This is a genomic window from Novosphingobium naphthalenivorans NBRC 102051, from assembly GCF_001590985.1.
Classification (GTDB): domain Bacteria; phylum Pseudomonadota; class Alphaproteobacteria; order Sphingomonadales; family Sphingomonadaceae; genus Novosphingobium; species Novosphingobium naphthalenivorans.
On the sequence record NZ_BCTX01000071.1, the window covers coordinates 1 to 25,386 of the forward strand.

The 25,386-nt window shown below is 65.9% G+C and carries 23 protein-coding genes, 2 tRNA genes and 1 pseudogene; 10 read left to right on the forward strand and 16 right to left on the reverse strand.

Translation table 11 applies throughout. The features are described from left to right. The 3 genes from serS to NN5_RS19165 form a co-directional block, all read right to left on the reverse strand. Positions 1 to 1,236 (reverse strand): serine--tRNA ligase (gene serS, locus NN5_RS19155; RefSeq protein WP_067737017.1); only part of this gene is annotated, 1,236 nt, incomplete at its 3' end. 81 nt (positions 1,237 to 1,317) lie between these two features. Beyond that, positions 1,318 to 1,509, reverse strand: coding sequence for a YgaP family membrane protein (locus tag NN5_RS19160; RefSeq protein WP_067737019.1), 192 nt, complete (start codon positions 1,507 to 1,509; stop codon positions 1,318 to 1,320). 123 nt (positions 1,510 to 1,632) lie between these two features. After that, a tRNA-Val gene (locus NN5_RS19165) sits at positions 1,633 to 1,707 on the reverse strand. 94 nt (positions 1,708 to 1,801) lie between these two features. On the opposite strand from NN5_RS19165, the gene NN5_RS19170 reads away from it, so the two are divergent. Next, the gene (locus NN5_RS19170; protein WP_067737022.1) at positions 1,802 to 2,116 is read left to right on the forward strand and encodes a DUF3297 family protein; all 315 of its coding nucleotides are present in this window, start codon (positions 1,802 to 1,804) and stop codon (positions 2,114 to 2,116) included. A gap of 24 nt (positions 2,117 to 2,140) precedes the next feature. Here the strand turns inward: NN5_RS19170 and NN5_RS19175 are convergent, their stop codons facing one another. Further along, complete coding sequence (locus NN5_RS19175; protein ID WP_067737024.1) at positions 2,141 to 2,797, reverse strand: CHAP domain-containing protein; 657 nt, start codon at positions 2,795 to 2,797, stop codon at positions 2,141 to 2,143. A gap of 128 nt (positions 2,798 to 2,925) precedes the next feature. Between NN5_RS19175 and der the strand changes: the two genes are divergently transcribed. Further along, entirely contained in the window at positions 2,926 to 4,302 is a 1,377-nt protein-coding gene (gene der, locus NN5_RS19180; RefSeq protein WP_067737061.1) for a ribosome biogenesis GTPase Der, read from the forward strand. Between the two features lie 253 nt (positions 4,303 to 4,555). Here the strand turns inward: der and NN5_RS19185 are convergent, their stop codons facing one another. Beyond that, positions 4,556 to 5,536, reverse strand: a complete 981-nt coding sequence (locus tag NN5_RS19185) for an alpha/beta hydrolase family protein (protein WP_084385047.1) — start codon at positions 5,534 to 5,536, stop codon at positions 4,556 to 4,558. A 164-nt stretch (positions 5,537 to 5,700) separates the two neighbouring features. Between NN5_RS19185 and NN5_RS19190 the strand changes: the two genes are divergently transcribed. Further along, the gene (locus tag NN5_RS19190; RefSeq protein WP_067737027.1) at positions 5,701 to 6,441 is read left to right on the forward strand and encodes a LytTR family DNA-binding domain-containing protein; all 741 of its coding nucleotides are present in this window, start codon (positions 5,701 to 5,703) and stop codon (positions 6,439 to 6,441) included. Between the two features lie 86 nt (positions 6,442 to 6,527). Here the strand turns inward: NN5_RS19190 and NN5_RS19195 are convergent, their stop codons facing one another. Both NN5_RS19195 and NN5_RS19200 read right to left on the reverse strand, forming a co-directional pair. Then, a complete protein-coding gene (locus tag NN5_RS19195) occupies positions 6,528 to 7,070 on the reverse strand; it encodes a flavin reductase family protein (protein WP_067737029.1) in 543 nt (180 codons plus the stop codon). Between the two features lie 46 nt (positions 7,071 to 7,116). After that, positions 7,117 to 8,244, reverse strand: coding sequence for an AI-2E family transporter (locus NN5_RS19200; protein WP_067737032.1), 1,128 nt, complete (start codon positions 8,242 to 8,244; stop codon positions 7,117 to 7,119). Positions 8,245 to 8,380: 136 nt separating this feature from the next. On the opposite strand from NN5_RS19200, the pseudogene NN5_RS19205 reads away from it, so the two are divergent. Then, positions 8,381 to 10,475: pseudogene (locus tag NN5_RS19205) on the forward strand (prolyl oligopeptidase family serine peptidase). A gap of 111 nt (positions 10,476 to 10,586) precedes the next feature. Here NN5_RS19205 and NN5_RS19210 read toward each other — a convergent pair. From NN5_RS19210 to NN5_RS19230, 5 genes are all read right to left on the reverse strand, one after another. Then, entirely contained in the window at positions 10,587 to 11,645 is a 1,059-nt protein-coding gene (locus NN5_RS19210; RefSeq protein WP_067737034.1) for an NAD(P)H-dependent flavin oxidoreductase, read from the reverse strand. Positions 11,646 to 11,667: 22 nt separating this feature from the next. After that, on the reverse strand, positions 11,668 to 12,147 hold the full coding sequence (bfr, locus tag NN5_RS19215) for a bacterioferritin (RefSeq protein WP_067737037.1): 480 nt from the start codon (positions 12,145 to 12,147) through the stop codon (positions 11,668 to 11,670). A 172-nt stretch (positions 12,148 to 12,319) separates the two neighbouring features. Beyond that, positions 12,320 to 12,514 (reverse strand): (2Fe-2S)-binding protein, encoded by a 195-nt coding sequence (locus tag NN5_RS19220; protein ID WP_067737067.1) that lies wholly within the window; start codon positions 12,512 to 12,514, stop codon positions 12,320 to 12,322. A gap of 68 nt (positions 12,515 to 12,582) precedes the next feature. Continuing rightward, the gene (locus NN5_RS19225; protein WP_067737040.1) at positions 12,583 to 13,839 is read right to left on the reverse strand and encodes a DUF418 domain-containing protein; all 1,257 of its coding nucleotides are present in this window, start codon (positions 13,837 to 13,839) and stop codon (positions 12,583 to 12,585) included. Between the two features lie 15 nt (positions 13,840 to 13,854). Beyond that, positions 13,855 to 15,033 (reverse strand): SPOR domain-containing protein, encoded by a 1,179-nt coding sequence (locus tag NN5_RS19230; RefSeq protein ID WP_067737042.1) that lies wholly within the window; start codon positions 15,031 to 15,033, stop codon positions 13,855 to 13,857. Between the two features lie 287 nt (positions 15,034 to 15,320). Between NN5_RS19230 and NN5_RS19235 the strand changes: the two genes are divergently transcribed. Genes NN5_RS19235 through NN5_RS19245 form a run of 3 tightly spaced genes read left to right on the forward strand, consistent with a single transcriptional unit; the run spans position 15,321 to position 17,998 of the window. After that, positions 15,321 to 16,043: an AAA family ATPase gene (locus NN5_RS19235; protein WP_067737070.1), complete on the forward strand. Its 723-nt coding sequence runs from the start codon at positions 15,321 to 15,323 to the stop codon at positions 16,041 to 16,043. 16 nt (positions 16,044 to 16,059) lie between these two features. Further along, complete coding sequence (locus NN5_RS19240; RefSeq protein WP_067737073.1) at positions 16,060 to 16,605, forward strand: hypothetical protein; 546 nt, start codon at positions 16,060 to 16,062, stop codon at positions 16,603 to 16,605. Positions 16,606 to 16,645: 40 nt separating this feature from the next. Continuing rightward, positions 16,646 to 17,998: a tetratricopeptide repeat protein gene (locus NN5_RS19245; RefSeq protein WP_067737045.1), complete on the forward strand. Its 1,353-nt coding sequence runs from the start codon at positions 16,646 to 16,648 to the stop codon at positions 17,996 to 17,998. A 215-nt stretch (positions 17,999 to 18,213) separates the two neighbouring features. Here the strand turns inward: NN5_RS19245 and NN5_RS19250 are convergent, their stop codons facing one another. Both NN5_RS19250 and NN5_RS19255 read right to left on the reverse strand, forming a co-directional pair. Further along, positions 18,214 to 19,470, reverse strand: a complete 1,257-nt coding sequence (locus NN5_RS19250) for a dihydroorotase (RefSeq protein WP_067737048.1) — start codon at positions 19,468 to 19,470, stop codon at positions 18,214 to 18,216. Continuing rightward, the gene (locus tag NN5_RS19255; protein WP_067737050.1) at positions 19,467 to 20,447 is read right to left on the reverse strand and encodes an aspartate carbamoyltransferase catalytic subunit; all 981 of its coding nucleotides are present in this window, start codon (positions 20,445 to 20,447) and stop codon (positions 19,467 to 19,469) included. Before NN5_RS19255 ends, NN5_RS19250 begins: the two co-directional genes overlap by 4 nt. 212 nt (positions 20,448 to 20,659) lie before the next feature. Here NN5_RS19255 and sppA point away from each other — a divergent pair, with 212 nt between their 5' ends. Then, the gene (sppA, locus tag NN5_RS19260) at positions 20,660 to 22,537 is read left to right on the forward strand and encodes a signal peptide peptidase SppA (RefSeq protein ID WP_067737053.1); all 1,878 of its coding nucleotides are present in this window, start codon (positions 20,660 to 20,662) and stop codon (positions 22,535 to 22,537) included. 186 nt (positions 22,538 to 22,723) lie between these two features. Here sppA and NN5_RS19265 read toward each other — a convergent pair whose 3' ends face one another. Together NN5_RS19265 and NN5_RS26390 are read right to left on the reverse strand one after the other, a co-directional pair. Then, the gene (locus NN5_RS19265; protein WP_067737056.1) at positions 22,724 to 23,191 is read right to left on the reverse strand and encodes a GNAT family N-acetyltransferase; all 468 of its coding nucleotides are present in this window, start codon (positions 23,189 to 23,191) and stop codon (positions 22,724 to 22,726) included. 64 nt (positions 23,192 to 23,255) lie between these two features. After that, positions 23,256 to 23,417, reverse strand: coding sequence for a hypothetical protein (locus NN5_RS26390; protein ID WP_169801017.1), 162 nt, complete (start codon positions 23,415 to 23,417; stop codon positions 23,256 to 23,258). Between the two features lie 160 nt (positions 23,418 to 23,577). Between NN5_RS26390 and NN5_RS19270 the strand changes: the two genes are divergently transcribed. After that, positions 23,578 to 23,662 (forward strand) — tRNA-Leu (locus NN5_RS19270). Between the two features lie 75 nt (positions 23,663 to 23,737). After that, positions 23,738 to 25,327 carry a trigger factor gene (gene tig, locus NN5_RS19275; RefSeq protein ID WP_067737058.1) on the forward strand — a complete coding sequence of 530 codons (1,590 nt, stop codon included), beginning with the start codon at positions 23,738 to 23,740 and terminating at the stop codon, positions 25,325 to 25,327. The last annotated feature ends 59 nt before the right edge of the window (positions 25,328 to 25,386 follow it).

Below are 25,386 nucleotides of genomic sequence, written 5' to 3' on the forward strand. Positions count from 1 at the left end.
GAGCGCCTCGGGCACGAGGACCGAGCCATCTTCCTGCTGGTAGTTTTCCAGCACGGCCACGAGCGTGCGGCCGACCGCGAGGCCGGAGCCGTTGAGGGTGTGCACGAATTCGGTCTTCTTGCTGCCTTCAGGCTTGAAGCGCGCGTTCATGCGGCGGCCCTGATAATCGCCGCAGTTGGAGATCGAGCTGATCTCGCGGTAGGCGCCTTGGCCAGGCAGCCAGACTTCCAGGTCGAAAGTCTTGCGCGCGGTGGCGCCCATGTCGCCCGCGCAGAGCAGGACTTTGCGATAGGGCAGCTCCAGCGCCTGCAGGATCGATTCCGCCGCGGCGACCATGCGCTCGTGCTCGGCTTCGCTCTCTTCCGGCTTGCACACAGTGACGAGTTCGACTTTTTCGAACTGGTGCTGGCGGATGAACCCGCGCGTGTCGCGCCCGGCCGCGCCCGCTTCCGAGCGGAAGCAGGGAGTGAGTGCGGTCATGCGCAGGGGCAGGGCGGCGGGTTCGAGGATCTGCTCGCGCACCGCATTGGTCAGGCTGACTTCGGCGGTGGGGATCAGCCAGCGGCCGTCCGTGGTCTGGAACAGGTCTTCCGCGAACTTGGGAAGCTGGCCGGTGCCGAACACGGCATCGTCCTTCACCAGCAGCGGCACATTGCATTCCATGTAGCCGTTGGTGGCGGTCTGGGTGTCGAGCATGAACTGGGCGAGAGCCCGGTGCAGGCGCGCCATCTGGCCTTTGAGGAACGTGAAGCGTGCACCCGAGAGCAGCGCGCCGGCTTCGAAATCAAGACCAAGCGCGGGGCCGAGATCGGCATGTTCCTTCGGCGTGAAGGCAAAGGTGCCGGGCGTGCCCCACTTGCTCACTTCGAGGTTCTGGGTCTCGTCCTCGCCTTCCGGCACTTCGTCGACCGGAATGTTGGGCAGGCGTGCCAGTTCGTCCTGCAGTCTGGCGGAGAGCTCCTTCTCCTCGGCTTCGAGCGCGGGGAGCGTGTCCTTGAGCTGGGCGACTTCGGCCTTGAGCGCTTCGGCGGTCTCGGTGTCACCCTGGCCCATGGCCTTGCCGATGGCCTTGGAGGCTTCGTTGCGGCGGCTTTGCCCTTCCTGCATACGCGTGGCGACCGCGCGGCGCTGCTCGTCGAGCGCGAGGATGGCATCGGCCACGGGAGCTACCCCGCGGCGGGCTAAGCCGGCGTCGAAAGCGGCCGGGTTTTCGCGGATCAGACGGATATCATGCATGGCGCGGGGCTATGCCGTGCAGACAGGCCCCGCGCAAGCAGGAGATGCCCGGAAAGGACATCTCCCCGGTGACTTGCCTCCTCACTTGGTCGGGCAGGTCTTGATCCCGAGAATGCTGTAGAGCGGGCAGGTGCGCAGCAGGCCGGTGACGAGCGGCACCACGCCGATCAGGCCCCACATCGTCTTCGGTCCTACGAAGACCAGCGCGAGCAGCACGATTCCCAAGACGATTCGCAGCAGGCGATCGATTCCGCCGACGTTGACCTTGAACATGTCCAATCTCCCCAATGGTGACGGGGGGAAGGAATGCACCTTGCGCGGGCATTTGTACATTGACCGCAGTCAACGCACGGCCTGTCTTGCGATGTTTGGGGAAAGGGCCATCCCGGCAAGGGATGGTGGGCGCGACAGGGATTGAACCTGTGACCCCACCCGTGTGAAGGGTGTGCTCTACCGCTGAGCTACGCGCCCGCTACCAGTTGCGGAAGCGCGCCCCTAGACAACTCGGGGCACGTTGACAAGCGCTGAATTGACAAGCCCCGATCTCCCTCTAAAGCGCAGGGCCATGACCGAAGAGACCAGCACGCCCGTTGAGGCCCTTCAGCAAGCCGGCGCAGACGTGCCGCCCGATCACCTCGCGATCAATCCGAAGAGCCCGTTCTTCGATGCCGACAAGCTGCAGCGTGGCATCGGCATCCGCTTCAAGGGCACCGTGCGCAACAATGTCGAGGAATACTGTATTTCCGAAGGCTGGGTGCGTGTGCAGGCCGGCAAGACGCTGGACCGCAAGGGGCAGCCGCTGACGATCAAGCTGAGTGGCCCGGTCGAAGCCTGGTACGAGGATCTGGGCGAGAATCCGCCGGTCGCGAAAAAAGACTGAACTTTCGCGGTTACCGTCCGTTCTTCAATAAGTACCGGCGATGATCTCTCCGATCGGGTCATCATGCCGGTGCTTCTGCTTTGTCCCGGTCTCTGCCGCAATCCTGGGGGAGGCGGAGACTTGGGTGAGGCGGTCGGTGCCAAGGTCCGGAATGGTTCCCGGTTTGGCATTGTAGATAAAGCCCGCGACCGGCCAATGGGTGGTTCCCAGGTTCTGGTTCGGGCCATACCAGATGCGCACCTCGCTCCAGTCGTTATCGGGGGAGACGTCCAGCGCGGTGACATTACGCTCGATCTGGCCGGGATAGGACCAGTTCGCGTGGCTGAGCAGGATCGTACGCGAATCGATGATCTTGCTGACCATGGCGACGTGGCCCAGGTGCGAATTGTGGAAGGGGCGAACGGCCATGACCGCGCCGACTCTGGGGAGATGTCCGCGCGCGTAACGGCCCTTTGCCTGATTCCACCAGGTATGGGCATCACCATAGATCTGGATGCCGGAAAGCTGGCGTGCATAAGGCACGCATTGCAGCACGCCGGACGGAGAGCCGGAAAGCGTGCTGTTGCCGCCGTCGCTGGTGTACGAGTCCGAAACAATCCGGTCGATCGCCGAACTGGCTAGGGCTGGTGACACCATGGCCACGCAAGCACCGAAGAAGATGGCTTTTTTGAATCCCTTCATGCCACCCGGAATACGGGGATGAGGTTAGGGCTATCCTGCAAAGAAAGGTTAATATTGCGGCAAGCATATGCCGCATGTTTGCCGGATGCTTGCCAAACCCGCGCAAAATCCCCAAGCGGCATATCAGCATGTTACCGCAAGTCATCATTATCGGCCGGCCCAACGTCGGCAAGTCCACGCTGTTCAACCGGCTGGTCGGCAAGAAACTGGCGCTGGTCGACGATCAGCCCGGCGTCACGCGCGACCGGCGCTTCGGCGATGCCGAACTGCTGGGGCTGAAATTCCAGATCGTCGATACCGCCGGGTGGGAGGACGACGAGGCCGAAACGCTGCCCGGCCGGATGCGCCAGCAGACCGAGGCTTCGCTCGAAACCGCCGATGTCGCGCTGTTCGTGGTGGACGCGCGCGCCGGGCTGACGCCGCTCGACGAGGAGATCGCCCAATGGCTGCGCGCCTCGCCGGTGCCGGTGATCGTGCTGGCCAACAAGGCCGAAGGCCGCGCGGGCGAGGGCGGGCTGCTGGAAGCCTATTCGCTGGGCCTGGGCGATCCCGTGGCGATCTCGGCCGAACATGGCGAAGGCATGGGCGACCTGTTCGAGGCGCTGCTGCCGCATCTCGATCCGCTTCAGCCCGAGGAGGGCGAGGAGAACGAGGACGAGTGGGAATTCGATCCGCAGTCGGTACTCAAGCTGGCCATCGTCGGCCGTCCGAATGCGGGCAAGTCCACGCTCATCAACAAGCTGCTGCGCGAAGACCGGCTGCTGACCGGCCCCGAAGCGGGCATCACCCGCGATTCGATCGCGATCGACTGGACCTGGCACGATCCCAAGTCCGGCGAGGACCGCCCGGTGCGGCTGATCGACACGGCGGGGATGCGCAAGAAGGCGCAAGTGACCGAGAAGCTGGAGCGCATGGCGGTGGCCGACGCGCGCCATGCGATCGACTTTGCCGAAGTCGTCGTGCTGCTGCTCGATGCCACGCGCGGGCTGGAGCATCAGGACCTCAAGATCGCCTCGATGGTGCTTGAGGAAGGCCGCGCGCTGATGATCGCTATCAACAAGTGGGACGTGGCCGAGGACGCGAGCAAGCTGTTCAACGGCATTCGCGCCGCGCTCGACGATGGCCTGGCGCAAGTGCGCGGGGTGCCGCTGCTAGCGGTCTCGGCGCGCACCGGCAAGGGGCTCGACGACATGCTCGCCGCCGCCTTCTCGATTCGCGAGGCGTGGAGCCGCCGCGTGCCGACTTCGGGCCTCAACCGCTGGTTCGACGACGCGCTCGCCGCCAACCCGCCGCCGGCACCGGGCGGCAAGCGGATCAAGCTGCGCTACATCACCCAGGCCAAGACCCGCCCTCCGGGCTTCGTGCTGTTCGGCACCCGGCTCGACATGCTGCCCGAAAGCTACAAGCGCTATCTCATCAACGGCATCCGCCGCGAACTGGGCTTCGAGGCCGTGCCGATCCGCCTGACGCTGCGCAGCCCGAAGAACCCGTTTAGTAAGAAGTGACGGTGCGGCGGGTGAAGGTCATAACTTCACCCGCAGAGGCCATGGTAACTTTTCAAAAGACCCCTGTTCTCAGGGGCTTGCCCGCGCGTAAACTTTACACCGAAAAGGTGCGATTTCGGGCGCGATATGAACGGTTCAAAGAGCGCGGCAAGACAGATGCCGCGCGCAGTGTGACAGCGGGCGGGCGTGTAGGAAAGTTTTGGGGGTGGGGAGCCTGAAGCGGAGATCTCTGCTTTTGGCCAAGAGATGTGCCTCATGGCCTGGCAAGCGTTTCGGTGAAGAATGCGGCGACGGCCGAGTTGAATTGCCGATGGAACCCGACGCGATCAAAGCCAGAAGCCTCGGCGCATATTGCAGGCACGGATACCGGCCCATTGCAAGGCGCCAGGAAATCGAAGTGATCCGCACCGGGAACCGAATGAAATTGCGGAGCGGTTGGCAAGGCGGCGCGAACGGCATCGGCATAGTCGGGTGCCGGAAGAATATGATCGTCGTCCGCACGCCATAGCTGCACCGGTATTCGGATGTCTTTCAGGCCACTACCGGTGAACGTGAAGCCGAGCGCTGGAGCCGCGACAACCAGGGCCTTGATCCGCGGATCGTGCATGGCAGGCCAGGACGGCATGGAATCGCGGGGATGCTCTTTCAGCAGCCTGCAGTCGTAGCTTTCGGGATGGGCGGCGCAATGGCGGGGCAGCAGCGTGAAATCGGGAACTCCACCTGCAGCGGCAAGCACGGTGAAGCCGCCCGATGAAAAGCCGAAAGCGCCGATCCGGTCAGGATCGATCGCTGCATCAGAGGTCCATTCGCCAAGCATGAAGTCGATCAACCGGGACAGTGCAACGGGCCGGTCAGCCATGGCGGTCGCCTTGCTCTGATCCTTCCAGTTGTCACCAGGATGCGTGAGTGCCGCCACGATGAAGCCCGCCTTCGCCAGCACTTTGGCCGTGTCGGCGTGGCTGGCGAACGATCCTCCGTTTCCATGCGACATGACAACCAGAGGTAACGCCTGCCCGATGACGGGGCCGCCCGGTACGACCTGCTGCCGATAGAGCCCCAGCACAATATCGCGTTCCTCGCCGGCGGAGGGATACCAGATGCCGATTTCCGTCCCGTCCGCACCTGTCAAACGCTGGAAGCCAACAGAGCTGCCGGCGATGGGAGTTCCGGCTGCAAAAGCCGGATTGGCAAGGAAAACGAATATGACGGCGAGCACCGCCCAAAACTTGCGCATCGTCTCTGCTCCTCAAGGAAATGCCCCGGTGTTTTCACGAGGCGAGGGCGAGATTGCCAAGCGCCCATTCGTGAATGGGCGAACGGGTACGCGGCCGGACGAATGGCCAGGAGTGCGGCCAAGCGGTCCTTCACGCGGGTGCCGCGCATTGGTAAGAGCGGCGCATGAGACTGGACCGCCATTTCTATCTGCGCGGCGCCGCGCTCGTCAGTGCAGGCGGATTGCTGCTCACCTTGCTGGGGCCGTTCGGAAGCTATCTCAACGGCCCGTTCCACATTCGGTTGCTGTTCTGGATGAGCAACTGCTGGATCGGGCTTTTGCTCTATGGAGCGATTATTCACTTCCTGCTCGGGCGATGGCGCTCCAGTGCCGTGGACTGGAGCGCGTTATTGCTGGGCACCTTGTTCGCCAGCATCCCGCAGTCGTGGATTTCGCGTGCAATGGCGCTCCATATCTGGCCGCGTCTCAAGGATCACTTTCCCTCTCCTCTCCTGTGGTATGGGCAAACGATAGTCATCGGTGTCCTGTTCGTGCTGATCGGCGTGCAATGGTCGATACGGCGACAAAGTGCGATGCAACCCGAAGAACTGCCGGAACAGGACGAGGTACTGGCTGACCCCTTCTTCCAACCCGCTGCTATCATCGCACTGCAGATCGAAGATCATTACGTACGGGTTCATCGCATCGGCGGATCGCAAATCATCCTCATGCCGCTCAAGCAGGCTATCGGCCGCATGAACGAGGTTGATGGGATACAGACGCATCGCAGTTGGTGGGTGGCCAAGGCCGCGGTTACGGAAGTCAAGGGCACTCCCCGCAACATGCGATTGCGGCTTTCCAACGGTCTGGAGGCACCCGTGGCCCGGTCCGCAGTTATCAAGCTGCGCGAAGCCGCCTGGTTGTAGCGATCCCGCGGGTCCGCGTTCAGGATACAATTGTCCCGCGGGTCACGACGGCAATGAGGCGCAGCCCCCACCGCCCCAACTCCCCCCTAAACCCCATCCGGCAGCTTCGAGCGCATCATCTCGCGCCGGTCGAACCGCTCGCCGTCCGCCACGAAGGTGCCGTTGCCCACCGCATGGATCAGGCGCTGCTCTTCGCGCGCGGGGTCAAACCATGCCGCGAGGCCTTCCAGCACGACGATGTTGTGCTGTTCCACGATATCGGTCACGCGGCATTCGATCTGGCCCAGGCATTCGCGGATCAGCGGCGCGCGCACGTGCCGGGCCTTGGCGCGGGTGAGGGGGAATTTGGCGAACTTGTCGGTGTCCGCGCCGGAACAGGTGCCGATGCCGATGGCGGTGTCGAGCAGGTCGGCGGCGGGGATGGCCAGCACGCATTCGCGGGTGTCCCGCAGCGCCCGGTAGGAATAGTTCCATGGCCCCGTGGCGATGGCGAAAGTGGGGGCGAACCCCGTGACCATGGTCCAGGTCACGGTCATCACATTGTCCGCGGTGCCGTCGTTGGTGGTGATCAGTACGACCGGCCCCGGTTCGATCAGGGTGAAGGCCCGGCTGAGTGGCAGTTCTTCCATCTCACCTCGCTTTCCGGCGTTCTCCGCCTGTTACGACGTGACCCCTTTACGAAGGATGCGCCTCCGCATTGGCTTCCCCAGTGGTCTCGTCCGCTGCGGCAGCCGCGGCCTTGGCCAGCTTGCGTTCGCGCTGCTGGGTCCACACCGCCATGAACAGCGCGGCGATCACCGGGCCGATCACGAAGCCGTTGAGGCCGAACAGTTCGAGGCCCGCCAGTGTGGCGATCAGCACCACGAAGTCGGGCATCCGGGTGTCGCGGCCGACGAGGATCGGGCGCAGCACGTTGTCGACCATGCCGATGATGAACATGCCGCAGAACACCAGGATCGCCCCCTTGGCCATCTCTCCGGTGGCGAAGAGGTAGATCGCGGTGGGCACCCAGATGATGCCGGTGCCGACGGCGGGCAGCAGCGAGAAGAAGCCCATCATCACGCCCCAGATCAGCGCGCCCTCGATCCCCAGCAGCGAGAAGATGATCCCCCCCAGCAGCCCCTGGACCACGGCGACGACCACCGTGCCGCGCATCGTGGCGCGCACGACCAGCAGGAAATGCTGGATCAGCGAATCGCGGGTTTCATGGTGCAGCGGCAGCGCATCCTGCACGAGGCTGCCGTAGCGGTCTCCGTCGCGCAGCAGGAAATAGCTGAGGTAGAGCATCACGCCCAGCCCGGCGATGAAGCTGAGCGCGCCCTGGCCGACGGTCAGCAGGCGTCCGGCGATGCCCTGCAGGCTGCTGGTGATGCTCGATCCGAATTCGTTGCGCAGCCGGGCAAAGTCGGTGAGGCCGTATTGGGCGATGAAACGCCGCACGCTGGAGGGCAGCGCCGCGTGCAGATCGTGGATCATCTTGCCGATGTTGATCTCGCCGCTGGTGATTTGGTTGTAGAGGCTGGTCGCCTCGTTCACCAGGCTGATGCCGAGCAGGATCGTGGGCACCACGAACACCGCCACCAGACCCAGCAGCACGATGGACGTGGCAAGGTTGGCGCGGCCGCCCAGCTTGCGGGCCAGCCGCGCGGTCATCGGCTGGAACATGATCGCGGCGATCACGCCCCACAGCACGGCACCGAAATAGGGCGCCAGCAGAAAGGCGAAGGCAACGCTGATGAGGATGACCAGGGTGATGAACCCGCCATCCTCGAATTCGAATGTGCGCTGGGGGGGTGGTTCCATGAGGCGTGCTTTAGCACGTTTTCCTGCTTTGCCAGCTATCTGCGTTGCATGTCGAACGGGCGGACTGGAAATTTTCGGTGAACCGGGCAAGACATGCGCCATCCTCCCACCTGCAGGAGTGCGACATTTGTCCTCTATCCCAATTGCGCGCATTACCGCGCTTGCACTGACCGCTTGTTTCCTCGTTCCCGCGCCGCTTGCCCTGGCGGCCGAAAGTCCCGCGAAAGCGGAAGGGCCCGAGCGGGCCTTCACCCCGGCCGACCTGTTCAAGCTCGACGGCGTGACCGATCCGCAGATCGCCCCCGACGGGGCGCGAATCGTCTATGTCCGGTCCAGCGGCGACATCATGACCGACAAGGACGTGCCGTCGATCTGGCTGGTCGATGCGGCCTCGGGCGCTCAGCGTCCGCTGGTGGCCGGGCCGGGCGCGCATTTCTCGCCGCGCTGGTCTCCCGATGGCAAGCGGCTGGCCTATGTCTCCAGCGACGGCACCGGCGCGCCGCAGCTCCATGTGCTGTGGCTGGCGAGCGGGGCGGACGTGAAGATCACCGAACTGCCCGACAGCCCCGGCGCCATCGCATGGTCCCCTGACGGGCGGCAGATCGCCTATACCATGCGCGTCCCCGGAGAGCCGATGGAGCTGGGATCGCAGCCTGCGGACAAGCCCGAGGGGGCCAAGTGGGCGGAGCCGCTGCAGGTGATCGACCGCGTGACCTACCGTTTCGACGGTGCGGGCTATCTGCCGGCCGGGTTCGATCACATTTTCGTCGTTTCGGCCGATGGCGGCGCGCCCCGGCAAGTGACGTTCGGCCAATTCGACGATGGCGGGCCGCTGTCGTGGAGCCCGGACGGGCGGCGCATCGTGTTCACGGCCAACCGCCACGCCGACTGGCAGCGGGACATCAACAATTCCGAAGTCTACAGCGTCGATGTGGCGAGCGGCGCGGTCATGGCGCTCACCAGCCGGCAGGGCCCGGACGGCGCGGCTTTCGCCGGACGGCAAGCATATCGCCTATACCGGCTATGACGACGTCAACCGCTCCTACGAGAACGCCGACCTCTACGTGATGAACGCGGACGGCAGCGGCGTGCGGCTGCTGACGCCGAAGCTCGACCGCTCGATCGACGCGCTGGAATGGGCGGGCAATGGCGCGATCTATGTCCAGTACGACGATCGCGGTGCCACCAAGGTCGCGCGCGTCGGGCTCGATGGGTCGATGAAGACGGTGGCCGAAGGACTGACGGCGGGCGCGCATTTCGACCGGCCCTATACCGGCGGCGGGTTCAGCGTCTCAGCGAATGGCAAGATCGCCTATACCGCGGGCAGCGCCAGCGAACCGGCGGACTTGTGGGTGACGGGCGGGGGCGCCGGCAAGCGGCTGACCGATCTCAACGGCACCTGGATCGATGCCAAGGCGATGGCGCCGGTGCGCAAGCTGCCGGTCACGGCGCCCGACGGCCGCGCGATCGATGCCTGGCTGGTGACGCCGCCGGGGCTCAAGCCGGGGCAGAAGGTGCCGCTGATCCTGGAAATCCATGGCGGTCCGAACGCGGCCTATGGCCCTTCGTTCTCGACCGATTATCAGCTCTATGCCGCGCATGGCTATGCCGTGCTCTACACCAATCCGCGCGGCAGCACCTCCTATGGCGAGGAATTCGCGAACCTGATCGACCGGGCCTATCCCGGCACCGACTATGACGACCTGATGGCCGCCGTCGACGCCGCGATTGCCGATGGCGTAGCCGATCCCAACAACCTTTTCGTTACCGGCGGCTCGGGCGGCGGGGTGCTGACGGCGTGGATCGTCGGCAAGACCGACCGCTTCAAGGCGGCGGCGTCGCAGAAGCCGGTGATCAACTGGATCAGCGAGGCGCTGACGATGGATTCGACGCCCTTCACTTCGCGCTACTGGTTCGACAAGAAGCCCTGGGAAGATCCCATGAGCTACTGGAAGCGCTCGCCGCTCAGCCTGGTCGGCAATGTGAAGACGCCGACGCTGGTGGTGGTCGGGGCCGAGGACTACCGCACGCCCGACAGCGAGTCCGAGCAGTACTATGCCGCGCTGCAGATCCGCGGCGTGCCGACGGCGATGGTCAAGGTGCCCGGCGCCAGCCACGGCGGCATTGCCGCGCGGCCCTCGCAATCGGCGGCCAAGGCTTCGGCGATCCTTGCGTGGTTCGACAAGTACCGGACCGACGCGAAGAAGGACGCGCCGCTGGTCAGCGACTAAGTCTTGTGAAAGCGGCGCCTCTCAAATGAGGGCCGCTCACCCTGAGCTTGTCGAAGGGTGGCTGTTTCAGCGCTGCGCCAACGTCCTTCGACAAGCTCAGGACGAGCGGTGTCAGGCCCTTTGATCCGCAAGTTCTCCGGCGAGCAGGGCGACCAGCTCTGCCGCCGGAAGCGGGCGGGACAGCGGTGCGCCTTGTCCGGCCCATTGCGCGCCGAAGCCGGTTTCGCCTTGCGTCCGGGCGGCGGCGTTCAGCGCCTTTCCGGCGTGATAGGCGCGCGGGTAGGGCGCGACTGGCGGCAGGCCGGGCGTCGCGGCGAAAGCGGTGAAGCGGTTGGCGAGACACCGCGCCGGGCGGCCCGAGATCGCCTCGGTCATGGTGGTATGCCATGCCGCCTCGCTGGCAAGCGCGGCGCGGTAGGCCTCGTCCGCGCTGCTCTCGGGGCAGGCGATGAAGGCGGTGCCAAGCTGTGCGGCCACGGCGCCCAGATCGAGCGCGGCGCGGATGCCCTGGCCGTCCATGATTCCGCCCGCGGCGATCACCGGCAGGCCAGAATGCGCGGCCAGCAGCCGGGTCAGCGCGAGCGTGCCGAGCTTTCCGTCCGGGGCAGAGGGATCGAACAGGCCCCGGTGCCCGCCCGCTTCCCAGCCTTGCGCGACGACCGCGTCGATCCCGGCATCGCGCGCCAGATGCGCTTCGGCGAGCGAAGTTGCCGTGGCGAGCAGCAGGCACCCGGCGGCCTTGAGCGCGGCCATGGCCTCGCGTTCGGGCAGGCCGAAGTGGAAGCTGACGACGGGCGGGGCCGCGTCCACCAGCGCGGCCAGCATCTCGCGGTTGCCGATCAGGGTGGGATAGATCGTTTCGAGCTCGCCGGGCGGCTGCGCCTCGAAAGCGGCGAAGACCGGGCGCAAGGCCTCCAGCCACGCAGCCTCGCGCTGCGGATCGGGCGTGCAGGGTTCGTGAACGAAGAGATTGACGTTGAAGGGCCGCCCAGTCGCGGCGCGCAGGGCGGCGATGTCGCGCCGGGCGGCATCAGGCGTCAGCGTGCCCACCGCGATCGAGCCGAGCGCCCCGGCATTGCTGACGGCGGCGGCGAGGACAGGCGTGGACGTGCCTGCCATCGGCGCCTGAATCAGCGGGACGGACAGGGCGAGGCGCGCGGGGAAATCCATGGCTGGCCGCCCGCCGCTCCGATCAGTCTTCGGCCGGCTTGCTCTGGAGCTGGCAGTAGTTCTGGATGCCCATGCGCGCGATCATGTCGAACTGCTTTTCGAGGAAGTCGACATGCTCCTCCTCGCTTTCGAGGATGCGTTCGAAGACCTCACGGCTCACGAAGTCGCGCACGGCCTCGCAATGGACGATGGCTTCCTTGAGCAGCGGGATCGCATCGTGTTCGAGCGCGAGATCGGCCTTGAGGATTTCCTCCACCCCTTCGCCCACGCGCAGCTTGCCGAGCGCCTGGAAGTTGGGAAGCCCTTCGAGGAACAGGATGCGGTCGGCCAGCACGTCCGCATGTTTCATCTCGTCGATCGATTCATGCCGCTCGTACTCGGCGAGCTTCTTGATGCCCCAGTTGTCCAGCATACGGTAATGCAGCCAGTACTGGTTGATCGCGGTCAGCTCGTTGAGCAGGGCCTTGTTGAGGAAATCGATGACTTGCGGGTCGCCTTGCATGGTCGGCAGCTCCTCTGGCTGAGAAGGGCGCAGTATGCGGCCTCAGCGAAATGAGTACAAGGCTGCCCCGGCGCAAGAATGCGCCTGCATCCTTCTATTTTATGGATGTTGGCCCCAAGTCTATCGATGTCTATCGATGTTGCCTCGGGGCCGGGTTGCCCGGAGCGGGCGTTCAGGCGGCGGCGGAAAGGGCGGCGCTGCCGGTCATGGTCTCTTCGGCGATGATGTCTTCCGCTTCGTCCAGACACTGGCAGCATTGCGGCGTGTGGCCGAGGGCGGCATAGACCGCTTCGGCGCTGCCGCCGCAGCAACGGGCCGCGGTGCGCAGGTCCTTTTCCCGAATGGCGTTGCAGATACAAACGTACATGGGCGAATCCTCTTTGAGGCCCACTATACGCAAATGAGAATTGATCGCAACAGTTTTGCGAATGATTATCAAAGGCGATTTTCCAGCACCTTGCGCTCGACCAGCGACCGCCACAGCCATTCGAGCGGGCCGCGCCGGTAATGGCGCAGCCAGGGCGCGCTCCAGCCCAGCATCAGGGCCCAGCCGCCCAGCACGAACAGGATCTGCCCTGCGGGGCCGATCGCGCCGAACAGGCCCAGGCCCCAGCCGTAGAAGGCGAAAGTCATGACGAGGCTGGTCAGGATATAGTTGCTGAAGGCCATGCGCCCTGCCGCGATCAGGCGCTGGCCCAGCGGCGTGGGGGCAAGGCGCGGAGTTGCCAGCACCAGCAGCGCCGCATAGCCGCAGCCGCATAGCACGTGCGGCATGGCAAGGCCCCAGACGAGCGCGGCGTGCATCGCTACCGGCGGGAAGTGCCGGGGCCAGGCCCAGCCGAGGAACAGCGCGGTCAGCCCCAGTCCGGTGGCCGTGCAGGTCACGCCCAGCGCTTTCATCCGGTGGCGGGAGAACGTGCCGGTGAAGAAGCCCTGGCGGTAGAGCACCATGCCGATCAGCATCAGCGGCAGGGTTTCGGAGAAATTGCCCGAGACCATTTGCACTTGCCAGAACGGGCGCTGTCCCAGTTTCACCGCCAGCAGGCTGAGAAAGCCGAGGTGGCTTTCGCGCAGCTCCTGTGCGGCCCAGGTGCGGACCGGCTGGAACCATTCGGCCAGCAGGTGGATCTGAGCGGCACTGGCATCGCCGTGGCGCAGGGCCGTTTCGGCGCGGATCACGGCGGCCGAATCGAGCAGGCCCCACACGTGCCAGACATAGTAGAGCCCCAGCGCGATGATCAGCAGCATACGGTCGTTGAGCGGCCGCAGCACCAGCGCGCCGAGGCCGCAGATGGCGTAGAGAAAGAGAATGTCGCCCCACCACAACAGCAGGTAGTGCAGCGCGCCCAGCGCGATCAGCCAGAACAGCCGCCGCACCTGCAGCACATCGCCGTTTCGCCCTGCCGCTTCGGTGCGTTCCCAGAACAGGACCAGCCCGGCGCCGAACAGCAGCGAGAACAGCGCCCGCATCTTGCCTTCGAAGAACAGGAAGGAGAAGGCGAAGGCCGCCTCGTCCGCCGGACCGGCCGGATGGAGCAGGCTGGGCGAAGTGGCCGAGGCCATCGGCCCGGCGAATCCGGCGATATTGATCGCCAGAATGCCAAGCACGGCAATGCCGCGGATCAGGTCGAGCGTCGCCAGCCGCGGCAATGCGGCGTCGGGAGCATCCGTTTCCGGAGGCGCCTCAGGCAAGAGCGGGGCCCAGTATCAGTCCCGCACGGCCAGGCAGGTAAATCCGCCTGCTGTCAGGCGCGAACAGGCCGCATCGGCCTCCGCCTTGGTCGCAAAGCCGCCGGCCTGCAGCTTGGTCAGCCTGCCGGCGGGAACCAGCAGCTTGCCGTGGCCGGACAGTTCGGGACGGTTTTTCACTTTCGCCCAGAGCGCGTCGGCATTTCCGGGAACGCCGAAAGCGCCAAGCTGGGTGCGCCATGGCCCTGACGCGGCTGGCCTGGAAGCGGAGGGCGCAGCGGCAGCTTTGGGCGGCGGAGCGGCGGTTGCGGCAGGCCGGGAGGGCACCGGCGTTGGAGGCGGGGCCGGAGCAGGGGCCGGAGCAGGGGCAGGGCGGCTGGCCACGGGCGCCGGGGGCGATGCCGGGCGGGCATAGTCGGCGCCCGCTGTGGCCGGGCTGTCGTTTCCGGCAAGGCGCACGGCGTCGGCAATGGCCATGTCCGGTGAGGAGGCCGTGTGCACTCTGACCGGCGCGGGGGCGGGGGCCGCCGCGGCAGGAGGCAGGGCCGCACCGGGGCGAGGCGCTCCGCCCAGTTCAGTGGAGGCGGCCAGGCGCTGGCGCGTGGCTTCGGCTTCGGCGGCGATCTGGGTGGAGAGAAGCACGCTCTTCTGGCGGTCGGCCAGGGGAATGAACGAATCCATCTGTGCCAGCGCGCGCGTTGCCTGCGGCATTCCGGCCTGACGGGCAAGGCTGACCAGCGCATAGGCGCGGACCCAGTCCTTCTCCACCAGGTCGCCATTGAAATGCGCCACGCCCAGAATGTACTGCGCGCGGGGATCGCCGCGCGCCGCAGAGGCCTTGATATAAGGCAGCGCCTTTTCCCGCTCGCCGTCCTGAAACAGCAGCAGGCCATAGAGATCCGCCGCCTGCACATGTCCGTGCGCGGCGGCCTTGCCGTAAAGGTCCTTGGCCTTTTCCAGGTCCATCGGCACGCCCCGGCCCATCTTGTAGGCCTGCGCCAGATTGAATTCGGCATCGGGGTCGCCGCGCTCGGCCGGCGGTGTCCATTCCTTTACCGCCCGGGTGTAGTCGCCCGCAGTCCACGCATCGACACCGGCCTTGACGTCCGCCCAGGCGCTGGTGGCGGGAAGCCCGGCAGCCAGGGCCGCCAGGCTGCCGAAACAGAGGAGCGGCAGAAATTTCTTCGCATCGATCATTGCGTGCCTGTCATTGCGTGCTTGTGCCCCGTGACGAACGGAATGGTAAGCGGAAACCGGTAGTCTGCGCCAGTTCGAACGCCGCAAGACTAAGAAGCCCGACCATAACCCTTGTTACCGAGAATGGTGAACAAGGCCTTATTGGGGCCGTCAAGGACCACAATTTCGGCCAGTTTTTCCGGTTTTTCAACCCGCCGGGGGCTTAACTTAAAATTAGGAACGATCTGAGAATTTCCCTTGAAGAAGGCCTTTCCGGCCTGATGCGTTTCTTTTTTGGGGGTCTTGGTTTGCGCGTACTAGCATTGGCATCGCAGAAGGGCGGATCGGGCAAGACGACCCTGTCGGGCCATCTTGCCGTCCAGGCGCAGCGCGCCGGCGCCGGCCCGGTCGTCCTGATCGACATCGACCCGCAAGGCTCGCTGGCCGACTGGTGGAACGAGCGCGAGGCGGAATTGCCCGCTTTCGCGCAGACCACGGTCGCCCGTCTGGCCAGCGATCTGCAGGTCCTGCGCCAGCAGGGCTTCAAGCTGGCCGTGATCGACACCCCGCCGGCGATCACCATGGCGATCCAGAGCGTGATCTCGGTTGCCGAACTCATTGTCATTCCCACCCGGCCCAGCCCGCACGACTTGCGCGCCGTCGGCGCGACGGTCGATCTGTGCGAACGCTCGGGCAAGCCGCTGCTGTTCGTGGTCAATGCCGCCACGCCCAAGGCGCGTATCACCGCGGAAGCCGCCGTTGCGCTTTCGCAGCACGGCACGGTCGCTCCGGTCACGCTGCACCAGCGCACCGACTTCGCCGCATCGATGATCGATGGGCGCACGGTGATGGAAGTCGATCCCAACGGCCGTTCGGCGCAGGAAGTCACATCCCTGTGGAATTACATCTCCGACCGTCTCGAGCGCAATTTCCGCCGGACGGTCTTCACGGTTCCGGGCGGCGGGCAGCATGTGCTGCAAAATGCCGTGCGGCCGGTCGGCGGCTTCGGCCGCCGCGTGGCCGGTTCCTGAAGGCGGGGGCGGCGCCATGAGCGAGCACCACGCCTTCGCCTCGCTTACGCCGAGGCTGCTGGCCCGCAAGGGCGGGGCCAAGCCCGCCATGCGCCGTCAGGATGCGGTCAAGTTCGTTTCCGGCGCCGGGCCTGCCCACAACGAGGATCTGGGCTGGAACGACTGGGGCCATGGAAACGAACGGCAGCACGAATCCGCTCCGGCGCCGGCGCCTGTTTCCGCGCCCGAGCTCGTTTCGGCGCCCGTGCAGGAAGTTGCTCCGCAGGAAGCCGCTCCGGCACAGAGCCTGCCCGGCAGCGAAATGCCCGAAGTCCTGCGCCAGATCGAGCAGATCGCCTGGCGCATCAATCAATCCTTTCCGCCGCCGCAGCCCACCGCTCCGGAAGGCCGCCGCGCGGCTTTCACGCTGCGGCTCGATGCCGAGCGGCATTTCCGCCTCAAGATGGCGGGCGTCGTGCTCAACCGTAGCGCCCAGATCCTCGTGACCGAGGCGCTCGACAAATATCTGTCCGAAATTCCTGAAGTCGCGCAGCTCCAGGGTCCCGGCGGCACGGGACGCTGACGTGAGAGGCGCGGAAGAGATCCAGGGGGAAATACGTCCGATGCAACGTTTCAACACCCACGCCCGCACTGCCGGCCTTGCGGCCTGCACCGCGATGGCAGCAGCGCTGCTCGTCGGCTGTTCGGGCCATGCTCCGCTTGCCAGTTCCGGCGCTCCGGCCGCTTCGGGCGAGCAGTTCGGAAGCGAAGCGGACAAGGCGATTGCCGCGGCCGAAAAGCGCGTCGCCAAGTCGCCGCGCGATGCGTCCGACCGCGTGGCGCTGGCACAGGCCTATCTGGCCGCGGGGCGTTTCGAATCGGCTGCGACCACATTTCAGGATGCGGTAAGCCTGGGTGAAGACAGCCCGCGCATCGGCCTTGGCCTTGCACTGGCCTATGCCGGTTCGGACCGCGATGCCGAAGCGCTGACGACGCTGACCCGCTGGCGCAATCAGATCCCGGCCAGCGACCTCGGTCTTGCCATCGCTCTCGCGGGGCGTCCGGAGCAGGCTGTCGGCCTGCTGACCGACGCGCTGCACAATGGCGAGAACACACCCAAGGCCCGCCAGAACCTAGCCTATGCTTACGCGCTCGGCGGCCACTGGACCGAAGCGCGGATCATCGCCTCGCAGGACGTGCCGGCCGACCAGATCGACGCGCGTTTGCAGGAATGGTCCAGTCGCGCCCGTCCCGAACAGTTCCAGGCCCGCGTGGCCGGTCTGCTCGGTGCGCCGGTGCGCGTCGACGCAGGCCAGCCCGCCGCGCTGGCGCTGAACGCACCGCAGACCGACGGGCAGGGCGAGGCCCGCATGGCGCTAGCCGAGCCGGTCAAGCAACCTGCCGCGCCGCAGCCGGCACCGGTCGCCGAGCTTCCGCCGGCCGTTGCCGAGCGCCGCGTGGCCGATGCCGCCCCTGTCGCTCCCGTAGTCCCCGCCGCGCCACCGGCCAGCAAGGAGCCGGCCACGTTCGCAGCCGCCTTCGCGCCGGCGGCCGAACCGGAATCGCCGCTGGCCACCGGCGCGGCGCCCGCCCCGAAGGCGGCAAGCGCCAAGTTCGTCTCGCAGCCCAAAGTGCAGCCGCTCGGCACCGCGCGCAGCGCCTATGTCGCAGGCAGCACACATCTGGTGCAGCTCGGCTCGTTCCGCACGCTGGAGGGCGCCCAGCGCGCCTGGGGCATCTTCGTGGCCCGCAATCCGGCGCTCAAGGATCACACGATGCGCATCACCGAGGCCGAAGTGCGCGGGCAGCGCTACTTCCGCGTGGCTGCGGAAGGTTTCGACCGCGGCGCCGCGCACAGCCTGTGCTCGACCGTTCGCGATCGCGGCCATGGCTGCTTTGCCTACGCCAGTTCGCGCACGCTGCCGGGGGCGCTTCCCGGCAAGGGCCAGTCCGGCGCGATGCTGGCGAGCCGCTGAGTTTCAACGTTCCCATGTGAACCTTGCATGGCCTCCGTCCTTCGGGACGGGGGCCATTTTTTCATGCCGCTTCAGGGTCTGTGGGGATTCAGGCCAGGCGGAGCCGAGAATGGTGGCTTTCGAGAACCGGCGCGCAGCGTACTTCCGGTACGTGAGCACCGGAAGCGCAGAAAACTGCCGTTCGCAGGCCCGCATGGCCTGAATCCCCACAGACCCTAGGCAGGCCGGACTTTCTTGGTGCGCACGGTGACACCGCCCTTGAACAGGGCAAGGACGCGGCCCTGGACCGGCTGCTTGTCGAACGGGGTATTGCCCGCGCTCGCCGCCATCTTGTCCGAATTGACGATCCACGGCCGGTCCGGATCGACGACGGCGATATCCGCTTCAGCGCCCACGGCCAGCCGCCCGGCATCGGCGCCGAGCAGGCGGGCTGGGTTGGCCGCCAGCAGGTCGAAGGCGCGGCCCATCGAGATCACGCCGTCGCGCACCAGATTGAGTGTCAGCGGCAGCAGCGTTTCCGCGCCCGCCATGCCGGGGGCCGAATCGGCGAAAGGCAGGCGCTTGTCTTCCGGTCCGCGCGGATCGTGGCCCGAGCCGATCACGTCGATCGTACCGTCGGCGACGGCGGCGATCACGGCCTTGCGGTCATCTTCGGAGCGCAGCGGCGGCGAGAGGTGGGCGAAGGTGCGGAACTGGGCGACGGCGAGGTCCGACAGCATGAAGTAGGCGGGCGAGACGCCGGCCGTCACTTTCAGCCCGCGCGCCTTGGCGGCGCGGACCAGATCGAGCCCGGCGGCCGTGGTTACGTTGCGGAAGTGGATCGCCGCGCCAGCCAGTTCGGCAAGCGCGATGTCGCGGGCGATTGCCAGTGCCTCGGCCTGGGCCGGCGCGCTCGGCAGGCCGAGGCGGGTGGCCATCTCGCCCGAGGTGGCAACCGCCTTGCCGACGATCCCGCCGTCCTCGGCGTGCGCGATGACAGTCAGGCCGAGCATCGCGGTGTAGTGCAGCAGGCGCAGCATCGTGCCCGAATCGCCGATCCAGCGGCGGCCGGTGGCCACCGCGCGGGCTCCGGCCTCGCGCATCAGCGCGATCTCGGCCAGCGCTTCGCCTTTCAGCTCACGGGTGGCGCCGGCCAGCGGGTGGACCCAGAAGTCCGGCTTGCCCGACTGGGCTGCGAACCGCACGCGCGAGGGAATGTCGAGCGGGGTGTTCTGATCCGGCATCAGCGCCGCGCGGGTAATGCCGCCGAAGTGGAACGCGGGCTTGTCGATCTCGAACACGCCAAGGTCGACGAGGCCGGGTGTCACCAGCTTGCCTGCGGCCTCGAACACGAGATCGCCCGGCTGCGGCGTGACATCGGGGCCGATGGCAGTGATGAAACCGCCTTCGGAGCGGATCGCGCCGGGCACGATCTCGCCGCCGGGCAGCAGCAGGCGGCCGTTGGTGACAGTCAGCGGTGCGTGCGCGCTCATGCCCAGCCCTCCGCCTTGCGGCCCCGGCGGGTCAGCACGTCCAGACAGGCCATGCGGATGGCGACGCCCATTTCCACCTGGGTGGTGATCTGCGAAACTCCCGCGAGGTCGGCCACATCGCTTTCGATCTCGATGCCCCGGTTCATCGGACCGGGATGCATGACGAGCGCGTCGGGTTGCGCCTTGGCCAGGCGTTCCATCGAAAGCCCGTAAAGATGGCGGTATTCGCGCGGGGAAGGGATGAACTGCCCCTCCATGCGCTCCATCTGCAGGCGCAGCATCATCACCACGTCGGCGCCTTTGAGCGCGGCGTCGAAATCGTGGAAGACCTGAACGTTCATCCGCTCGATATCCTCGGGCATCAGCGCGGGCGGTGCACAGACGCGCACATCGGCGCCGAGCGAGGTAAGGCACAGGATGTTGGAGCGGGCGACGCGGCTGTGCAGGATGTCGCCGCAAATGGTGACGCGCAGCCCGTTAAAGGCGCGCTTGGCGTGGCGGATGGTCAGCGCATCGAGCAGGGCCTGAGTCGGGTGCTCGTGCTGCCCGTCGCCCGCGTTGAGCACCGGGCAGTCCACCTTGTCCGCGATCAGCTGCACCGCGCCCGAGCTGGCATGGCGGATGACAATGGCATCGGCGTGCATGGCGTTGAGCGTCATCGCCGTATCGATCAGCGTTTCGCCCTTCTTCACGCTGGACGTCGCCACGGCCATGTTGACGACATCGGCGCCCAGCCGCTTGCCCGCGATCTCGAAGCTGAGCAGCGTGCGCGTGGAATTCTCGAAAAAGGCGTTGATGATCGTCAGGCCTGAAAGCACTTCGCGGTGCTTCTGTGCCTTGCGGTTCAGCTCGACCCACTGTTCCGCTTCATCGAGCAGGAACCAGATCTCGTGCGGAGCAAGGCCCGCGATGCCTACAAGGCCCCGGTGCGGGAAGGCGGCGGCGCCTTCCGGATAGGTATATTCTGGCGATGTCATTGAAGATGATGCCTTAGGGGCGGCGGGGCCTTGGCTCAAGCCCGTTCTCCAATGTTTCCGACGTGATTTTTCGCGGCGGTCCGTCTCGCCCTTCCGCATATGAACGCACTTTAATGGCGCGGCGGGGCAACAATCCTGCAACTCTGGTCCCGCTTCCCTTCCAAGCGCGTGCGAGTGCAGGTAAGGACTTGGTGCGAAAGGCAGGTGCATCGATGAAATTTGCGAGCAAGATCTGGAAATTGCTGGTCGGCATCAAGGATGCTCTGGCGCTTCTGTTCCTGATCCTGTTCTTCGGCCTGATCTATGCCGCGCTCACCGCCCGCCCGACGGCCGGGCATGTGCAGAAGGGCGCGCTCCTGCTCGATCTCGATGGCACCGTGGTCGAGGAGAAGAGCCAGATCGATCCGCTGAGCGTGCTGATGGCGGGCGAAGCGCCGACTCACGAATATGCCGCCCGCGACATCGAACGCGCGCTGCACCTGGCCGCGAAGGATGACCGGATCAAGGTCGTCGTGCTCGATCTGTCGCGCTTCATGGGCGGCCGTTTCATCCACCTCAAGGAAATCGGCGCGGCGATGGACGATGTGCGCAAGGCCGGAAAGCCGGTGCTCACTTTCGCCAATGTCTATCTCGACGATGGTATCCAGCTTGCCGCGCATTCCAGCGAGGCTTGGCTTGACCCGATGGGAGAGGCCGTGGCCGCCGGGCCGGGCGGTACGGTGAACTACTACAAGGGGCTGATCGACCGCTTCAAGGTCAACGCCCACGTCTATCGCGTCGGCACGCACAAGAGCGCGGTCGAGCCCTATATGCGCTCCGGCATGTCGCCCGAAGCGCGTGGAGACTACGAAAACGCTTATGGTGCGCTGTGGGATGCCTGGAAGGCCGATGTGAAGAAGGCCCGTCCCAAGGCGCATATCGACGAACTGGTGTCGAACCCGGTGGCGGCGATGAAGGCGGCGGGCGGCGATTTCGCACAGGCGGCCAAGGTGGCCGGCATTGTCGATCGTCTCGGCGACAAGACCGGTTTCGACAAGCGCGTGACCAAGCTGGCGGGCAAAGGGGATGCCGATGACGACGTGCCTTATGCCTACACCCGGCTGGCGACCTGGCTGAAAGCCAATCCCGAAAAGCAGCAGGGCGCCAAGATCGCGGTCGTGACCATTGCCAACGAGATCGTCGATGGCGATGCCGGGCCGGGCAAGGCCGGCGGCGACCGGATCGCCAAGCTGCTCGATGACAATCTCAAGGAAGGCTACAAGGCGCTGGTCGTCCGGATCGATTCGCCGGGTGGGTCGGCCACGGCGGCGGAGCGGATTCGCCGGGCCATCCAGCGCTGGCGGGATGCCAGGATTCCGGTTGTCGTCTCGATGGGCAATCTTGCCGCCAGCGGCGGTTACTGGGTCTCGACGCCCGCGCAGAAGGTTTTTGCCGAGCCCGCGACGATCACGGGATCGATCGGCGTCTTCGCGGTGATCCCCAGCTTCGAGAAGACTCTGGCCGACTTCGGCGTGACCAGCGACGGTGTGCGCACCACGCCGCTATCGGGCCAGCCGGACGTCCTTGGCGGGTTCACGCCGGAACTGAACGATCTGCTGCAGTCCTCGGTCGAGAATACTTATGGCAAGTTCCTGGGGCTGGTCGCCAAGGCGCGCGGGCGCACGCCGGCGCAGATCGATGCCATTGGGCAGGGGCGCATCTGGCCGGGGGCGCAGGCGAAGGAACTGGGCCTTGTCGACGAGATGGGCAATCTCGATACCGCGCTGGCCTATGCCGCCAAGGCGGGCGGTGTCGGCAACGGCAAGTGGTATGCCGAGTTCCTGCACGAGCCGGTCGATCCCTTCACCAGCTTCTTTGAGGATTTCGAGGCCGATTCCCAAGGCGATGCCGCTGCCGCCTACGATTTCGCGGGCCTGATCGCCGCGCGCCAGCAGGCGCAGGCGGGCCGGGCCCTGCACCAGGTCAAGGGCCTGTTCGCGGCGCAGGGCGTGCAGGCCTATTGCATGGAATGCGCGCCAGCGCCGGGGGGCGAGCGGGTCGAGGCCAAGGACCTGACGCTGCTGCAGGCGCTGGCCGGGTTGATGCGATAGCAGGCGGATGACCTTCCCCCTTGATGGGGGAAGGATAGCGTAGCTTGCGCCGTCAGGTGCTAGCGAAGCTTGGAAGGGGGTGACTGGGGTGGCACCCGAACCTCACCCCCACCCAACTCCGGCTAGGCAGGCAAGCTGCCAAGCCTGCGTATCCCTCCCCCATCAAGGGGGAGGAAGGGGCGTTTATCAAGTCAGCGGCAGTCCAAGAAACCGCGCGCCGGGCGTGGGGTTGAAGGATATCGCCTCCGCCGGAACGAAGCCCAGATCGGCGTAGAGTTTCTGTGCGGCGGCGAATTCGGCGAGCACGTCGAGCCGCATGTCCGCGTAGCCTGCGCGCCGGGCTTCGCCGATGAGCGCCGTTGCGAGTTGCCGTCCGAGGCCCGTGCCCCGTGCGGCGGGCCGGACATAGAGGCGTTTCATTTCGCAGATCGCCGGGCTCACCTTGCGCAAGGCGACGGTTCCTTCGACCCTTCCACGGATCTCGCCAAGCAGGATGCGGCCGTCCGGCAGGCCGTATTTGCCCGGCAAGTCTGCGAATTCCGCTTCGTAGCCCTGATAGTCGAGGCTGACGCTGGGGCTGGCGACGAATTCGCGCCAGATGCTCAGAACAGCATCGCTATCCTGCGGAAACGTGGCTTGCCTGATGGTGATCATAGCCGCCGGTTCCTGCCCGGCGATTGTGGCAGAAATCGGATGTCTGGCCAGATCTCCGGAGCGATCAATCCAGCGGCGGCATCTCCGACGGGCCGGTGTCCGGCTGGTCGAAATCGGGATAGTCGGGTTCGGTCTCGGGCGGCGTGCCCGGCTCGAACGGCTCGCTGGGCGGAACGGGGGTTTCGGCGGGGGTGGTGCCGGGGACTTCGCCGGGCTGGGTGGCCATGACTACCTCTTGTGAATCGCGTTTCGTCCAACGTGGGCTCCAATCGGGCGTCCCGCAAGGGGGCAGGCGCATATCCGCGAGCGCGCGAATCGTCGCGGCGCTTGCCCTTTTCCGCGTGACATTCTAAGGGCCCGTCCCTTGAGTTTCAGGCTTCATCCAAGCGGGCGTGGCGGAACTGGTAGACGCGCTGGTTTTAGGTACCAGTATCGCAAGATGTGGGGGTTCGAGTCCCTTCGCCCGCACCAGTCCGCCGCCTGTGGGAGGGTGAGCCAAGAAAATCGGCCGAAAAGGCCCCGTGAATTGCACAGGAAGGCATCGAAATGCAGATCGTCGAAACCACCAACGAGGGCCTGAAGCGCGCCTACACGGTGACCATTCCCGCCCAGACCATTGTCGAGCGCATCGAAGGCGAAATCCAGAAGATCGCGCCGCAGGTGCGTATGCCCGGCTTCCGCCCCGGCAAGGTGCCCGCCAATCTCGTCAAGAAGATGCACGGCGAGGCGATCCACCGCGATGCGCTGAACGAAACCATCCGCGAAGCCATGGACAAGCTGGTGGCCGACAAGGCGCTGCGTCCGGCGATGAACCCGGATATCGCGCTGGGCGAAGGCTATGAGCAGGGCAAGGATGCCGAGCTGACTGTCAGCCTGGAAGTGCTGCCCGTGATCGAGGCGCCGTCGCTGGAAGGCCTCAAGCTCGAAAAGCTGATCGTGCCGGTGGCCGAGGAAGCCGTGGCCGAAGCGGTCGAGCGCATTGCCTCGCAGCAGCAACGTTTCGAGACCAAGGACGGCGAGGCCGCTGACGGCGATCAGGTGATCATCGACTTCACCGGCAAGCTCGACGGCGTCGAGTTCGAAGGCGGCAAGGCCGAAAAGGCGCCGCTGGTGATCGGTTCGCAGCGCTTCATCCCGGGCTTCGAGGAACAGCTCGTCGGCATCAAGGCGGGTGACGAGCGCGTCATCACCGTGTCGTTCCCCGAGGACTACCCGGCCGAGAACCTGAAGGGCAAGGAAGTCACCTTCGACATCGTCGCCCACGAGATCAAGGCGCCCGCCGAATCGAAGATCGACGACGATTTCGCCAAGGAACTGGGCCTTGAGAGCCTTGAACAGCTCCAGAACCTCATGAAGGGCCAGCTTGAGCAGGAAACCGCCGGCCTGACCCGCACCGCGATGAAGCGCTCGCTGCTCGACCAGCTCGCCGCCGGTCATGACTTCGACGTGCCGCCGACGATGGTCGAGGCCGAATTCTCGCAGATCTGGCAGCAGCTCACTCACGAAGCGAGCCACGAGGAAGATCCCGAAGCCGCTCTCGCCGAGATCGAGGCGGAGAAGGACGACTACCGCAAGATCGCCGAGCGCCGCGTGCGTCTGGGCCTGCTCCTGTCGGAAATCGGCCAGGCCAACGGCGTGGAAGTCTCGCAGCAGGAAATGTCGATGCTGGTCTCGCAGGCGGCGCAGCAGTACCGCCCCGAAGACCGCCAGCGCTTCATGGAATATGTCGCCAACGACCCGATGATGGCCGCCCAGCTGCGCGCGCCGCTCTATGAGGACAAGGTCGTCGACTTCCTGATCGAGAAGGCCGAAGTCACCGAGCGCGAAGTGACCCGCGACGAGCTGCAGGCCGCGATCGAGGCCGATGCTGACGGCGAGGCTGCGGAAGCCAAGAAGGCCCCCGCCAAGAAGGCTCCGGCGAAGAAGGCTGCCGCCAAGAAGGCCGAAGCCGCCGAGGAAGCTCCGGCTGCCGAGGAAGCTGCCGCTGAGGAAGCTCCGAAGAAGGCTCCCGCCAAGAAGAAGGCGCCTGCCAAGAAGGCCGAGGCTGCCGAGGACGGTGAGGCCAAGCCCGCTGCCAAGAAGGCACCCGCCAAGAAGGCGCCTGCCAAGAAGGCTGCGGCCAAGACCGAAGACTGATCGGTTTCAGGCCTGAAGATACGGCGGCCCGGTGCGCTTCACGGCGCACCGGGCCGCTG